The 15,487-nt window shown below is 45.1% G+C and carries 14 protein-coding genes; 13 read left to right on the plus strand and 1 reads right to left on the minus strand.

Annotation, left to right across the window (positions count from 1 at the left end):
* The first annotated feature begins 236 nt into the window (after positions 1–236).
* The 11 genes from AB5706_RS13445 (at position 237) to AB5706_RS13495 (ending at position 9,532) form a co-directional block, all read left to right on the plus strand.
* Positions 237–740: a cob(I)yrinic acid a,c-diamide adenosyltransferase gene (locus tag AB5706_RS13445; RefSeq protein ID WP_173716858.1), complete on the plus strand. Its 504-nt coding sequence runs from the start codon at positions 237–239 to the stop codon at positions 738–740.
* 24 nt (positions 741–764) lie between these two features.
* Positions 765–1,658 carry a 4-hydroxy-tetrahydrodipicolinate synthase gene (dapA, locus tag AB5706_RS13450; RefSeq protein WP_173772090.1) on the plus strand — a complete coding sequence of 298 codons (894 nt, stop codon included), beginning with the start codon at positions 765–767 and terminating at the stop codon, positions 1,656–1,658.
* 175 nt (positions 1,659–1,833) lie between these two features.
* Complete coding sequence (dapB, locus tag AB5706_RS13455; RefSeq protein ID WP_173772088.1) at positions 1,834–2,592, plus strand: 4-hydroxy-tetrahydrodipicolinate reductase; 759 nt, start codon at positions 1,834–1,836, stop codon at positions 2,590–2,592.
* Between the two features lie 394 nt (positions 2,593–2,986).
* Positions 2,987–3,874: an ABC transporter substrate-binding protein gene (locus AB5706_RS13460; protein WP_173772086.1), complete on the plus strand. Its 888-nt coding sequence runs from the start codon at positions 2,987–2,989 to the stop codon at positions 3,872–3,874.
* A gap of 153 nt (positions 3,875–4,027) precedes the next feature.
* Entirely contained in the window at positions 4,028–4,678 is a 651-nt protein-coding gene (locus AB5706_RS13465) for an amino acid ABC transporter permease (protein ID WP_173735278.1), read from the plus strand.
* Complete coding sequence (locus AB5706_RS13470; protein WP_179962565.1) at positions 4,679–5,419, plus strand: amino acid ABC transporter ATP-binding protein; 741 nt, start codon at positions 4,679–4,681, stop codon at positions 5,417–5,419.
* Between the two features lie 6 nt (positions 5,420–5,425).
* Positions 5,426–7,123 carry an N-acyl-D-amino-acid deacylase family protein gene (locus AB5706_RS13475; RefSeq protein WP_173772084.1) on the plus strand — a complete coding sequence of 566 codons (1,698 nt, stop codon included), beginning with the start codon at positions 5,426–5,428 and terminating at the stop codon, positions 7,121–7,123.
* 211 nt (positions 7,124–7,334) lie between these two features.
* On the plus strand, positions 7,335–7,781 hold the full coding sequence (locus AB5706_RS13480) for an LptM family lipoprotein (protein ID WP_118582182.1): 447 nt from the start codon (positions 7,335–7,337) through the stop codon (positions 7,779–7,781).
* Positions 7,782–7,926: 145 nt separating this feature from the next.
* Positions 7,927–8,697 (plus strand): phosphoribosylformimino-5-aminoimidazole carboxamide ribotide isomerase, encoded by a 771-nt coding sequence (hisA, locus tag AB5706_RS13485; RefSeq protein WP_173716860.1) that lies wholly within the window; start codon positions 7,927–7,929, stop codon positions 8,695–8,697.
* A 94-nt stretch (positions 8,698–8,791) separates the two neighbouring features.
* Entirely contained in the window at positions 8,792–9,319 is a 528-nt protein-coding gene (gene hpf / locus AB5706_RS13490; RefSeq protein ID WP_118582188.1) for a ribosome hibernation-promoting factor, HPF/YfiA family, read from the plus strand.
* A gap of 48 nt (positions 9,320–9,367) precedes the next feature.
* Positions 9,368–9,532, plus strand: coding sequence for a hypothetical protein (locus AB5706_RS13495; protein ID WP_173772082.1), 165 nt, complete (start codon positions 9,368–9,370; stop codon positions 9,530–9,532).
* Positions 9,533–9,535: 3 nt separating this feature from the next.
* On the opposite strand, the gene AB5706_RS13500 is transcribed toward AB5706_RS13495, so the two are convergent.
* A complete protein-coding gene (locus AB5706_RS13500; protein WP_173717594.1) occupies positions 9,536–10,156 on the minus strand; it encodes a 4'-phosphopantetheinyl transferase family protein in 621 nt (206 codons plus the stop codon).
* A 237-nt stretch (positions 10,157–10,393) separates the two neighbouring features.
* On the opposite strand from AB5706_RS13500, the gene secA reads away from it, so the two are divergent.
* Together secA and glpK are read left to right on the plus strand one after the other, a co-directional pair.
* Positions 10,394–12,970 (plus strand): preprotein translocase subunit SecA, encoded by a 2,577-nt coding sequence (secA, locus tag AB5706_RS13505; RefSeq protein ID WP_173717579.1) that lies wholly within the window; start codon positions 10,394–10,396, stop codon positions 12,968–12,970.
* Positions 12,971–13,713: 743 nt separating this feature from the next.
* Positions 13,714–15,222: a glycerol kinase GlpK gene (glpK, locus tag AB5706_RS13510; protein ID WP_173735057.1), complete on the plus strand. Its 1,509-nt coding sequence runs from the start codon at positions 13,714–13,716 to the stop codon at positions 15,220–15,222.
* Positions 15,223–15,487: the final 265 nt, after the last annotated feature.

Consider the following 15,487-nt stretch of genomic DNA (forward strand, 5'->3'; position numbering starts at 1 on the left):
CAGTTACTTTATGGAAGGCAACCAGCCCGATTTTTCTCCAAGTTTCTTCTGCTTGCATTTCTGCTGGTTTTGCGGTAATATAAGCATATTAAAAATGGCGCAGTTTGCGGTTCTTATTTGCAAAGCGCGATATCTGGAATATAATGAACGGTATCATTTGCGGAGACGGCATTGCGAGGAATGTTATTGATCTATGGCAGACGGTAACATTATTTTTAACAATAAGAGGAATCAGTATGGAAAAAGAAATAACAGAAGTATATTGCGGAAATGGCAGAGGTAAGACCACACTGGCAATTGGTCAGGCACTGCGGGCATCTTCTCAGGGCAAAAGTGTGATCATCATTCAGTTCCTGAAAGGAAATGAACGGCGTGAGCTGGACTTTCTGGAAGAACTGGATCAGCTGGATATCAAGATCTTCCGCTTCGAAAAGATGGAGAGCTGTTACGACCAGTTGAATGAGGAAGAGCAGGCTGAAGAGGAGCGCAATATTCTCAATGGTTTAAATTTTGCCCGTAAAGTGATTGCTACACAGGAATGTGATTTCCTGGTACTGGATGAAATTCTGGGACTTCTGGATAAGCATATTGCTACTGTTGATATGGTTGTCGGGCTTTTGAAACAGAAGGACGAGTCCATGCATTTGATACTTACGGGGAATCGGGTAGACCCTGGCATTTTGGATTATGTGGACAGTGTGACTACCATTACCACTCTTGGAAGAGAGCAGAACTCATGATAAGGATGAATAGGAGGAAATAATATGGCAATTTTCAAAGGTGCAGCCGTTGCAATTGTAACCCCGATGCATGAAGACGGAAAGGTAAATTATGAGAAACTGGAAGAGCTTCTGGACTATCAGATCGCGAACAGCACAGATGCAATCGTTATCTGTGGCACTACAGGCGAGTCTTCTACATTGACACATGGAGAACATCTTCAGACCATCAAATTTGCAATTGACAAAGTAGCTGGAAGGGTTCCTGTCATTGCAGGTACCGGTTCTAATTGCACAGAGACTGCAGTTATGATGTCTCAGGAAGCAGCTTCTTATGGCGCTGATGCACTTCTGATCGTGACTCCATATTACAACAAGGCAAGCCAGAAGGGTCTTATTCGTCATTATACAGAGATTGCCAATTCTGTACCGGAAACTCCGATCATCATGTATAATGTGCCAAGCCGTACAGGCTGCAATATCCAGCCTGCTACAGCAGTTGCACTTGCGAAGAATGTGAAGAATATTGTGGGAATCAAGGCTGCAAGCGGAGATCTTTCCCAGATCGCCAAGATGATGTCCATGGCTGACGGAGCTCTCGAGCTTTATTCCGGAAATGATGACCAGGTACTTCCGATCCTTTCCCTTGGCGGACTTGGAGTAATCTCTGTTTTATCCAATGTTGCTCCGAAGAATACACATGACATGGTTATGAAATTTATGGAGGGAGACCTTGCTGGTGCTGCCAGACTTCAGCTTGAGGCTGTTCCGCTTATCAATGCACTGTTCTGCGAGGTAAACCCGATTCCGGTTAAGACTGCCCTGAACCTGATGGGCTGGAAAGTGGGACCGACCCGTATGCCTCTTTGTGAGATGGAGCCGGAGAATGAGGAGAGACTGAAAAAAGCTCTTGCTGATTACGGAATTAAGCTTGCATAAATAATGTTGAAATCCCGGACAGAGCCTGTCAGCTCTGGTGTGCGGCAGCATATTGTCTGACAGCTGGCTGACGGGATTTCTTTATAATGTGTGAGCAGGGAAAAAAAGAGTGTGTAGATTGTTGAAATAATTTTTACAAGCTCGTTAATTTACAGTAAGAAAGGAAAAAATAAAAATGGTTAGAATTATCATGCACGGATGTAACGGTCATATGGGACAGGTTATTTCCAATATTGTTGAGAAGGATGCAAATGCCCAGATCGTAGCAGGAATCGACATTGCAGACCAGGGGAAAAACAGCTATCCGGTATTCACAAACATTGACGATTGCCAGGTGGAAGCAGATGCTGTTATCGATTTTTCCTCCCCGAAGGCTTTTAATAAGCTGATGGACTACTGCGAGAAGAAAAATATGCCGGTAGTTCTTTGCACCACAGGTTTAAGTGAAGAGCAGCTTGCAAGAGTAGAAGAGAGTGCAAAAAAGATCGCCGTTCTGAAATCTGCCAACATGTCCCTTGGAATCAATACTCTTTTGAAACTGGTTCAGGATGCAGCTAAGGTTTTGGCAGCAGCTGGTTTTGACATGGAGATTGTAGAGAAGCACCATAACCTGAAAGTGGATGCACCAAGCGGAACAGCTCTTGCCCTTGCAGATAGTCTGAACGAGGCAATGGACAACCAGTATCATTACGTATATGACCGCAGCCAGAGAAGAGAGAAACGTGACGCTAAGGAGATCGGTATTTCCGCAGTTCGCGGAGGCTCTATTGTTGGCGAGCATGAAGTGATTTTTGCCGGACCGGATGAAGTGATCGAATTTAAGCACACAGCATATTCTAAGGCTGTATTTGGCAAGGGTGCTGTAGAAGCAGCGAAATATCTTGCCGGAAAACCAGCTGGAAGATATGATATGAGCAACGTGATCGAAGGTTAACAGAAATATACAAAAATTGTAAAATGCATACAAAATAATTGTTGAATTTATGGATTTACAGATAGCAATGTGTTTGCTATAATTCCATCATAAGTTGCAACGGAGCAAACTACTTAGAGAGTTTGCTCCGTTTTTTGCGTTTATGGTATGGCAGGTCAGAGTATTTGCTGATAAAGCATTTTTGCACTTGTTTCCATAATGTACCGAAACTTCATAAGAGAGAAATGCAATATCGCATTTCTGCCATGCAGAAAGGGCTGCCACAGGGCGGTCCTTTTGGCGTTAGTAAAGCTGGAAATCGGGATAGCATAACTGCGCAGGCTGTTATTGTCCACTTTGGAAACGATAACAGAAGACTATCTGTACCGGCGAGAGTCAGAGAGGAGAAATTATTATGAGAAAAACAGCAAAAGCAATGGCACTTCTTACAGCAGCTTCTATGATTATGACAGCTTTTACCCCGGTTTACGCAGAGAGTACAGACACAGAGGACACGGCAGCAGTTGACTGGGAAAACGGTGAAAATATTAAAGCAATTAAGGAGAAAGGTGTGATCACCGTCGCAACCGGAACTTATGTACCATTTGAATACAGAGATGATGACGACAATATTGTAGGTTTTGATATTGACCTGGCGCAGTATATTGCAGACAAGCTTGGAGTTGACATGGAAGTGACAGATATGGAATTCCAGTCCATTGTTCCTTCTATCCAGAATGGGGAGTATGATTTTTCCATTGCAGCAATGTATAAGACAGACGAAAGATGCGAGGTTGTGGATATGTCCAAATCCTACTGCGACAGTGGTATGATCCTTGCCGTGAAAAAAGATTCAGAGTATGCAGATACCGTTAAGAGTCTGGCTGACTGCGATGGTCTGAAGGTTGCCGTAAAAGAGGGGGCAACTTCTTATAACGTAGCACAGAGCTTCCTGGATGAGAATCCGGATGTTTCCTATGAGATTGTTCAGTACAAGGATACAGTAGGATGCGTATCTGACCTTTTGGCAGGCCGTGTGGATGTTGTGGTAAACGATCTTCTGAACCAGAAGATTCTTTCCCAGGAATATGAAGGTGCCAAGATCGTGTGTGATCCATTTACCCATGCAGAGAACGCCATCGCCGTACAGAAGGGAAAAGATGATCTGCTTGCATTTATCAATGAATGTATTGACGAGTATTATGCAGACGGCACTTATGATACACTCTGGACAAAATGGATCGATGCTTCCGGCGAGGGAGAAGAAGCAGCTGCAGCAGAAGATACGGAAACCGCTGAATAAAGCATAATAGTGCAAGGACTGAACAGTTACAATAAAACACAGATATGTTTCTATGCAGAAAGCGCGTTACTGGTCACTCCGTGACCAGTAATACCGGAAGAGTAAGGAAGAAAGGATAAACCGGCTATAATTACTGGCCACAGGGGAAATAGTATGGTAACATTGAAATGGTCACTTGTATTTGACAAAATGACATCACTGCTCCAGGGATGCGCAGTGACGATGGAAATATCGGTTCTCACACTTATTTTTGGTACGATTCTGGGTGTTGTTCTTGCGTTGATGAGGGACAGCCACATAAAAGTGGTATCCAGACTGGCACAGATGTACATCTGGATCTGGAGAGGAACCCCGCTGATGGTGCAGGCATTTCTGATCTATTTCGGTTTGCCAAACCTGGGCATTACTTTCAGCGCTATGACAGCAGGTGTGCTTTCCATGTCCTTAAATACAGGCGCATACATTGCAGAAATTGTCCGTTCCGGTATCCATGCTATTGACCCGGGTCAGAGAGAAGCAGCCAAAGCACTTGGAATGCCCTGGCATCTGGAAATGCTTCGAATTGTGGCACCACAGGCAACCAAGATCTGCATTCTTCCTCTTGTAAACCAGTTTATTGCCACCATCAAAAATACTTCTATTTTGTCCGCCATCACTTTGACAGAGCTGACAAGAGAGGGAACCTTGATCGCTTATAATTCTTTCCATTATTTTGAGCCGTACATAGCTGTTGCGGTATTATATCTGATCCTGACAACTATATTTACCCAGATTGCAGGAGTTTTGGAAAGGAGGATGGCATAAATGGCAGAAGATGTTATTTTAAGTGTAAAAAATATCAGCAAAAGCTTTGGGGATCTTCAGGTGCTGAAGGAAATCGGTTTTGACATACATAAAGGGGAAAAGATTGCAATCCTTGGTCCCAGCGGTTCTGGTAAATCCACAATTCTCCGGTGTATCAACCAGCTGGAAACCTACGACAGCGGCGAAATCGATTATATGGGAAAACCTGTGAATTCCGGTCAGGCACTGCATGAGCTGCGGCAGCATATTGGAATGGTTTTCCAGAGATTTAACGTTTTTACCCATATGAGTGTGCTGCAGAATGTGATCGAGGCACCGGTTCATGTGAAAAAAGTCCCCAAACAGGAGGCAATTGTAAAGGCAAAAGATTTGCTGAAAATGGTTGGGCTGGAAGGCAGGGAAGAGGCAATGGCTAAGAATCTTTCCGGCGGCCAGCAGCAGAGGGTTGCGATCGCAAGAGCAATGGCCATGAATCCGGAAGTGATCCTTTTTGATGAGCCTACAAGCGCACTGGATCCAGAGCTGGTTGGAGAGGTTTTAAGTGTTATCCGTAAAGTAGCAGCAGAAGGAGTATCCATGGTTATCGTCACCCATGAGATGAATTTTGCCAGAGAAGTAGCGGATCGGATTTTGTTTATGGAAGATGGCGTGATCGTGGAGGATGCGCCTCCGGAAGAGTTTTTTGAGCATCCGAAGAATGATCGTATTCGTCAGTTTATCAGGAAAGTTGAGGAAAGGTAATTCGGGATGGACTACATAATCAAAGATGGCTGGATCGTAAATGGGAAAAAGGAAAAGCCATTTCATGGAGATCTTGTAATAGAAAATGGGAAAATTGCGGAAGTGGGAACTCATGTGGAGATTCCAGCCGATTTTCCAAAAGAGCGTGTTCTGAATGCGGCCGGTGGTTATATAACCCCCGGCTTCCTTGACATTCACAGACACGGAGACTGGCAGGCCTTTGGAAACGGGGATGATGAGCTTTTGAACCGGCAGGGACTGACGACGGTGGTGAATGGAAACTGTGGGCTTTCGGTGGCTCCGGCTGGGGAGAAATTTGGGAAAGAGATTGCCAGATTTCTCAGCAGTGTGACTGGGGATTTTCGTTGGGGAAAAGATGAAAATACAGATGATACCGAAGGTGTACTTTTCTCAAAAAAGAAAGAGGAGTCTTGCGGAATTTCGGAGAAAGAAATCGAGATAGATGCTCTTAGAATTATGTCAACCATGTCCGCCTACTTGTCGGCTCTTGGAAAAGAAAAGCGCAGCGTCAACACTGGAATGCTTGCAGGAAATGGAACCATCCGCGCCAGTGTAAAAGGCTATGCTTCCGGGAAGCTTTCCAAGGAAGAATTACATCAGGTGTGGAAGGCTGTGGAGGAAGCTCTGTCAGCAGGAGCGCTTGGAATCAGCCTTGGAATTGCCTATGCCCCGGAATTTGAATATGACAGAGATGGGCTTGTGGAAGCACTGCAGCCCTTGAAGGGGACGGACATTCCCATTACCACCCATATCCGAAATGAAGGAGATGGAATCCTGCTGGCTCTGCAGGAAGTGATTTCCGTGGCGGAAGAGCTGCAGATTCCCTTGCATGTAAGCCATATGAAGTGTATCGGGCGGAAAAACTGGGGCGGGACTCCGGTGAAAATCTTGAAGCTGTTTGACCAGGCGGCAGAGCGGGGCGTGAAGGTGGATTTTGACCTGTATCCCTATCTGACTGGTTCCACCCAGCTGGTACATCTTCTTCCCCCACAGTTTCAGGAGGGCGGTACCGATGCAATCTGCGCAAGGCTGGCAGATCCGTTTTGCAGGAAGGAGATTACGAAGGTGCTGAAGCAGCCTTCCGATATTTTTGAGAACATTGTGGAGCTGGCTGGCTTTGATATGATCTATGCCAGCACTTTACATACGGAGAAATTCGGCAGCTTTGCAGGACAGTCTATTGCGAAGATCGCAGAGCAGTTTGGACAGGATCCTTATGATACCCTGTATGACATTCTCCTGGAAGAGCGCTGCCAGGTTACCATGCTGGATACCATTGCCTCAGAGGAGGACATGCTGTATTTTTTGAAAGACAGCCGGGCAAATCTGATCTCAGATGCGATCTATCCCGCAGGGGGCAAATATCATCCCAGAGTTTACGGGGCTTTTCCGAAGCTTCTTACTGCTTACGTGCGTGATAAAAAGATTTTTTCCATAGAAGATGCTGTATATAAGATGACAGCAAAACCGGCGCAGGTGCTGGGTCTCCCTCTGGGTACCCTGGAAAAAGGAATGCCCGCAGATATCAATGTATTTCATCTGGACCAGTTAAGCGTTCATGCAGATTTCCAGAATCCAAACCAGTATTGTACAGGATTTGATTATGTGCTGGTGGGCGGAGAGATTGCGGTAGCCCATGACGTGTGGAGAAATTCCAAAAGCGGCAGGATCGTGCGGAAATAACAGTGATAAGTGAAGAATGGAAATGTCCGGATTGATGGATTTTTAAAATGTAAATTTCTTCCAGAATAGTTTCTTTCTCATCTGTACATATTAGGAGCATACAGCAATGTTTACTGTTCGCAGGCTGAGTTCCGCCAGGCGGAACGGTCATTTTCGCGAAAGTGGACAGTAACGTGTTTTCAGCTGAAAATAAGAAAAGGAGACAGATGAGATGAAAAAAATGAAACGAATGCTCATAGGTACTTTGCTGGTATTTACATTATGTATGCTTACAGCCTGTGGAAATGACAATAACAATGCAGCGGATGAGGTTCAAAATAATGCAAATGAGGACGCCATTGATAAGGATAACGTGGAGAATGGAACTGCAGAGGATGAAAACATGGTGGATGACGCGGGCGACAGCGTAAATAATGGTGCAGACGGAGCTGGAACTGCTGATACCGCAGTACCAGATGATGCAGGCACTGCCGGAGATGCAGATGTTCCCGGTGATAATGTGACAGACAATAACAATTCCGTTTCCGGTGCTCTCGGAGAAGGTGTGGAAGAATTAGGTGATGGAGTAGCTGATGGTGTCCGTGATGTTGGTGAAGGTGTGGGCAACGCTGTAGAAGATGTTGGAGATGCTGTGGATAATGCAGCGAATGGAAGATAATAAAAAAATAGAGGTAAAATGAAAAGGTGTTGAATGAAGAGAGGTGTTTCATTCAACGCCTTTTTGTGATATGATTTCAATAAATTTGTGAGCAAAATACAGGATAGCTACAACTTAATTGCAATGCAAGAAAAGGAGGATCATCATGAAATTTCGTCCATGCATAGATATACATAATGGAAAGGTAAAGCAGATCGTAGGAGGAAGCCTGAAGGATGCGGGAAACCAGGCACAGGAGAATTTTGTGTCAGAGCAGGATGCAGCTTTTTATGCTTCCTTGTATAAAGAAAAAGGCCTGAAAGGAGGACATATTATCCTTCTGAACAGTGCGGATTCTGAATACTTCCAGGCTACAAAAGCCCAGGCCATGCTGGCCCTGGGCGCGTATCCAGGCGGTCTTCAGATCGGAGGCGGTGTAAACCCGGACAATGCGGCAGATTATCTTGCTGCTGGAGCCAGTCATGTGATCGTCACCTCCTATGTGTTCCGTGATGGCCATATTTCCTGGAAAAATCTGGAGAAGATGGTAGATGCAGCCGGAAAAGAACACCTTGTCCTTGATCTCAGCTGTCGTAAAAAAGAGGATGCATACTATGTAGTCACAGACCGCTGGCAGAAATTTACAGAGGAGGAGGTAACTCTGAAACTGATGGAAAAGCTGGGTGCCTATTGCGATGAATTTCTCATCCATGCAGTGGATGTGGAGGGCAAGGCAAAAGGTATAGAAGTTTCCCTGGCAAAGTTGCTTGGTGAATACAATGGGCACCCAGTCACTTACGCTGGCGGCGTTGGCAGCATGGAGGATATCCAGAACCTCAAAATGGCAGCAGGCGGAAAAGTGGATGTGACGGTAGGAAGTGCCCTGGATCTGTTCGGTGGCACCATACCATTTGAAAAATTGATAGGTAATTTATAAATGTGAAAAAATTCGTAATTTTTTCAGAAAATGATGTTAATTTTTAGAGTAATGTGTTATAATATACCCATCAAACAGCAAAGGGGATGGAAGCATGAAATTCATTATCAGCGGAAAGAACATCACAGTGACAGACGGGCTTCGTACAGCAGTAGAGGATAAGCTCGGTAAACTGGAAAGGTATTTCACTCCTGACACTGAAGTTGTCGTAACTCTTAGTGTAGAAAAAGAAAGACAGAAAATCGAGGTGACGATCCCGGTTAAGGGCAACATCATCCGTTCCGAGCAGGTCAGCAACGATATGTATGTATCAATCGACCTTGTAGAGGAAGTAATTGAACGTCAGCTCAGGAAATACAAGAACAAGATCGTAGATAAGCAGCAGTCAGCTGCCAACTTCCAGAAAGCATATCTGGACAAGGATTATGAAGAGGACGAAGAGGTTAAGATCATTCGTACCAAGAAATTCGATATCAAGCCTATGTATCCAGAAGATGCATGTGTCCAGATGGAACTTCTTGGACATAATTTCTTCGTATTCTGCAATGCAGAGACTGATCAGGTGAATGTAGTTTACAAGCGTAAGGGGAATACCTACGGACTGATCGAGCCGGAGGATTAATAGAGATATATCTGTTTGAAAAATAAAACAGGTGAATAGGAAGGGCATGTGAAAAAACGAAAGTTTTTTCACATGCCCTTGTTTTTTTGCTTTGACGGAGCAGCTGGAATTGGTCTGGCACTGCTGTCGCTTCATCTGGCAGAAACGGATCAGTATCATGTGACCAGATTTCTGGATGATCCGTTCCCTGATGAAAAAGTGATAAAAATTTGAATTTTAAAGTAATTCTTCAGCAAGCTCCCTGGTGGATAGTACGCGGACAGGGAGCTTGCTTTCGTCATAAATACTGTAGGCCAGAAATCCGGTTCCATTTTCTAATGGGATGGTATGGGTGTGCATATTCGGATGCAGAGTGAGAATCTCCCGGAAATTTCCGGTGATCCCTTCTCCGGTAAGTTTGACGGCGCTTTCCTTCATAGCCCAGATCCGGCAGAAATCCTGGGGGGACTTTAGGGAAATAAGCTCCTCCTGAGTGCAGACTCTTCGGATAAGAGATTCCCGGGGCTCGGTGAGCTTCTGGATATCCAGACCAATTTCCCTGTCATGCAAGGCACAGCCTACGAAATTTCCGCTGTGGCTGAGATTAAAAAACGGCATATTTTCCCCACGGAAAAATGGTTTCCCAGAAGAGGTTTTCTGGAAATCCGGGATTTCCCGGAAACCATATTCCTGTTTAAGTCCATAACGCAAAAGCAGCCAGGCCAGGGCAGAACGCTTCTGGTCTTCCGGCAATTTAAAATGTTGAACATATTCCCTGCGTGCAACAGGCAATGAGAAAATCATCTGGTGAAGCAATTCGTTTGAAATTAAGTCCAGTTTCTGAAAAAGATAAATCATATAAAAATTCTCCTAAAACATAAAATAATTTGAGGCTGATTTGGGGTATAAATTCATTTTACTTTAATATATCATATGGGAGACATATTTTGTTCATCAAATATTTATTGTTTTCCATGACAAAAAGTGTTAAAATAGACTGGTATGTTAAACAAAATAAATAATTTTAAATGAAATGAAATCAGTTATATTACACAATATAGCATCTAAAAAGATAGACAGGAGTATAAAAGCTAAATGAACATGTTTTCAAAAGTTTTCGGAACCCGCAGCCAGCGAGAGGTTAAGCGTATCATGCCCCTCGTTAAGAAAATCGAGGATCTGCGTCCCGAAATGCAGAAATTAACCGACGAAGAACTTCGCAGTAAGACAAGAGAGTTTAAGAAACGCCTGGATGAGGGAGCTACCCTGGATGATCTTTTACCAGAGGCATTTGCTACCGTTCGTGAGGCAGCCAAGCGAGTACTTGGAATGGAGCATTTCGAAGTACAGCTTATCGGTGGAATCGTACTTCATCAGGGCCGTATCGCCGAGATGAAGACTGGTGAAGGTAAGACCCTTGTGGCTACATTGCCATCCTATCTGAATGCCCTGGAAGGCAAAGGTGTTCATGTTGTCACAGTCAATGATTACCTGGCGAAACGTGATGCTGATGAGATGGGACAGGTTCATAGATTCCTTGGGCTGACTGTTGGCGTAGTTCTGAACGACATGAAGCCGGAAGAACGCCGCGAGGCATATAACTGTGATATTACTTATGTTACTAATAACGAACTTGGATTTGACTATCTTCGTGATAACATGGTTATCTACAAGGAGCAGCTGGTACAGCGTGACCTTCACTACTGTATCATCGACGAGGTCGACTCCATTTTGATTGATGAGGCACGTACACCTCTGATCATTTCCGGTCAGAGCGGTAAATCCACCAAGCTGTATGAGGTTTGTGATATCCTTGCACAGCAGCTGGAGCGTGGAGAAGCCAGCCATGAGATGACTAAGATGGCAGCTATCATGGGTGAGGAAGTTATCGAGACCGGTGACTTTGTTGTAAATGAGAAGGATAAGATTGTCAACCTTACCGAGCAGGGTGTGAAGAAGGTTGAGAAATTCTTCAGTATTGAGAATCTTGCAGATCCGGAGAACCTTGAGATCCAGCACAATATCATCCTTGCACTTCGTGCTCATAATCTGATGCACCGTGACCAGGATTACGTTGTAAAAGATGACGAGGTTATGATTGTTGATGAGTTTACCGGACGTATCATGCCGGGCCGTCGTTATTCGGATGGTCTCCACCAGGCAATCGAGGCGAAAGAGCATGTTAAGGTAAAACGCGAGAGCAAAACCCTTGCAACCATCACCTTCCAGAACTTCTTTAACAAATACGATAAGAAAGGCGGTATGACCGGTACTGCCCTTACTGAGGAGAAAGAGTTCCGTGATATCTATGCTATGGACGTTGTTGAGATCCCGACCAATAAGCCGGTTCAGCGTAAGGATTTAGACGATGCCGTATATATGACAAAGAAAGAGAAATTCAATGCAGTTGTCCAGTCTGTAAAGGAAGCTCATGAGAAGCAGCAGCCTGTACTGGTTGGTACTATTACCATTGAGACTTCTGAGCTCATCAGCCGTATGCTGAAGAGAGAAGGGATTCCGCACAATGTATTGAATGCCAAGTTCCATGAGCTTGAGGCTGAGATCGTAGCACAGGCTGGTCAGGCCGGTGCCGTTACCATCGCAACCAATATGGCAGGTCGTGGTACGGATATTAAGCTTGACGATGTATCAAGAGCAGCCGGCGGTCTGAAGATTATCGGTACAGAGCGTCATGAGTCCAGACGTATTGATAACCAGCTGCGTGGACGTTCCGGACGTCAGGGAGATCCAGGAGAATCCCGTTTCTATATTTCTCTTGAGGACGATCTGATGCGTCTGTTCGGATCTGAGCGTCTGATGAAGGTGTTCACATCTCTTGGTGTAGCTGAGAATGAGCAGATTGAGCATAAGATGCTTTCCAACGCCATCGAGAAGGCACAGGAGAAAATCGAGTTTAACAACTTCGGTATTCGTAAGAATCTTCTTGATTACGACCAGGTTAACAATGAGCAGCGTGAGATCATCTACAAAGAGCGCCGCCAGGTGCTGGATGGCGAGAACATGCGCGATGCCATCTACAAGATGATTACAGATATTGTAGATAATGCAGTAGATATGTGTTTCTCTGAGGATGTAGATTCTGAAGAGTGGGATCTGAATGAGTTCAACAGTGTTCTCCGTCAGATCATCCCAATCGAGCCGCTTACAGCTGAGAAGGTTAAGGGTAAGAAAAAGAATGAGATGAAGCATCTGATCAAGGAGGAGGCTGTGAAGCTTTACGAGGCGAAGGAGTCCGAATTCCCGGAGCCAGAGCAGCTGCGTGAGCTTGAGCGCGTTATCCTTCTGAAGAGCATTGACAGCAAGTGGATGGATCACATTGATGACATGGAGATTCTCCGCCAGGGTATCGGTTTGACTGCTTATGGACAGAGAGATCCGGTTGTTGAGTACAAGATGGCCGCATTTGATATGTTTAACAGCATGATCACTTCCATTCAGGAGGACACCGTCAGAATGCTGTATCATGTTCATGTGGAGCAGAAAATCGAGCGTGAGCAGGTGGCTAAGGTTACTGGTACCAACAAGGATGATTCCAGTGTTCGTAAGCCGGTTCAGAGAAAAGAAATTAAGGTTTATCCGAATGATCCGTGTCCTTGCGGAAGCGGTAAGAAGTACAAACAGTGCTGCGGCAGAAAGACTGCTAATGTTTAAATCAGAGTGACTATAGAGAGCGAATTTCCAGAGGCGGGAGGTCTTGGAAATTCGCTCTTTTGCTATTTAATTGGTTGGTCGTTATCCCGTACGCAATTTCACAATGTATATTCACCGCCGCGCGTCGCAACGTTCCGGCAAGCTAATGACTAACTACGACTAAGACGCTCAGGAAAGCCTTCGCGCCTAAGTCTCCGTAAGTCATGGATCTCGCCTCCACTAAAACCGCTCCTGAAATGCGCGGCTTGCGAATATACATTGCAAAATCGCTGGTTACTGGAAAGGGAAGAAAGAAACAGTAACGACAACAACGGGGGTGGGGTGAAGTAGTTGGTATCCCGCAACTTTATTGTTTTTTCTAATCTATCGTTGTCAAGAAAGTATAGGGAAACCAGTCACTCACCCTCCCCCCTTCGTTAAAAGTTCTTACCAACCAGCAAGTCCCCAGTACACAGCATTTGGGCAATGTGTATTACTCCAGCGAGCCATTTCAGGCGCGTTCCTAGCGAAGGTGAAATCCAACGCTTACGAAGACTTATGCGTGAGGGCTCTCCCGAACGCATTAGTCGCAGTTAGCGATTAGTTCATCGGAGCGTTGCGCCGGCGAGTGAGTAATACACATTGTCCAAATGCGTCCCTCCTAAAGAACTTTTCAACCCACTAAATAGCAAGTTAAGGTATTTTCTTGTATGTGAAAATAGGCTATAATATAAATAATTCAAGCAAAGTAAACGAGGTGTACTATGGGAAAATATATAATGGCATTGGACCAGGGAACTACCAGTTCCAGATGTATTTTATTTGATAAAAAGGGAAATATGTGCAGCGTAGCACAGAAAGAGTACAAACAGTATTACCCGAAGCCAGGCTGGGTGGAACATGATCCGAAGGAAATCTGGTCCTCCCAGATTTCAGTGGCTACAGAAGCCATGAGTAAGATCAGTGTAGATGCAGAGGATATTCACGCTATCGGAATCACGAATCAGCGAGAGACTACGATTGTGTGGGATAAGAAGACAGGAGAGCCGGTTTATCCGGCAATTGTATGGCAGTGTCGCAGAACAGCTGATATGATTGAGAAGATGGAAAAAGACGGCATGTCAGAGTTGGTTCGAAAGAAAACCGGTCTGATTCCGGACGCCTATTTTTCCGGAACGAAACTGAAATGGATCCTGGATCATGTAGAAGGTGCCAGAGAGCGTGCGAAGAATGGGGAACTTCTCTTTGGAACAGTAGATACCTGGCTGATTTGGAAATTGACAAAAGGGAAAGTTCATGTGACGGATTACACCAACGCTTCCAGAACCATGCTTTTTGACATCCATGAGAGAAAATGGGATAAAGAGATTCTGGAATACCTGGATATCCCAGAGTGCATGCTGCCGGAAGTGAAGCCAAGCAGTTGTATTTATGGTTATACCAATGAGAACCTGATCGGGGGCAGAATCCCAATTGCCGGGGCGGCAGGAGACCAGCAGGCAGCTCTTTTTGGACAGTGCTGCTTTGAGTCAGGTGATGTAAAGAATACATATGGTACCGGCTGCTTTATGCTTATGCATACAGGAGATAAGGCGGTAGAATCCAAGAATGGACTTCTTACCACCATTGCAGTGAAAGCAGACGGAACACCGGGATATGCCCTGGAGGGAAGTGTTTTCGTGGCAGGTGCTGCTATTCAGTGGCTGAGAGACGAAGTGGGAATTCTGGAGAGTTCCCCGGATTCTGAGAAATATTGTCTGTCAGTGCCGGACACAAACGGTGTATACGTGGTTCCCGCGTTCACAGGTCTCGGTGCACCATACTGGGATCAGTATGCAAGAGGTGCTATCCTTGGTCTTACCAGAGGCGCAGGAAAAGCTCATCTGGTGCGTGCCACGGTAGAGTCCCTGGCCTATCAGGTACACGACGTTCTGGAAGCCATGGAGAAGGATTCTGGCATTGATCTCAGCGCCCTCCGCGTAGACGGCGGCGCCAGCGCTAATAACTTCCTCATGCAGTTCCAGGCTGACCTTCTCGACACTCAGGTAGTCCGCCCTAGCTGCATCGAAACCACCGCCCTTGGCGCCTCTTATCTTGCAGGGCTCGCCACCGGTTTCTGGAAAGACGCCTCCGAAGTAAAAAGCAATTGGCAGATCGGCCGTCAGTTCACCCCACAGATGACAGAAGAGGAGCGTAAGAAGAAGCTGAAAGGGTGGAAGAAGGCTGTGAAGTGTACGTTTGAGTGGGCGAAGGATGAAGAAGGATATAAGTAAAAAATGCCACATAATCAGGAATTTATTTTTACACTTTACAATAAACGTGTTATTTAAAGTCCACTTTAACATGTATAATAAAGAAAATAAATCTGACCATAGAGCAATTTCAGGTTTCCCAGAATCTCCTTTCTGCTCTATGGACAGTCTTTCAAGAAAGTAGCATTTACTTTGATCAAGACAGTTACTTTGAATAGGAATCAGCAGCTGACAGAAGAACAGAGTCGGCAAATTGAAAAAGCCACTAAAAGAGAAATTGTTAAGT

Source organism: Ruminococcus sp. RTP21484sp1_RTP21277st1_D2_RTP21277_210401, assembly GCF_040924225.1.
GTDB lineage: Bacteria > Bacillota > Clostridia > Lachnospirales > Lachnospiraceae > Blautia_A > Blautia_A faecis.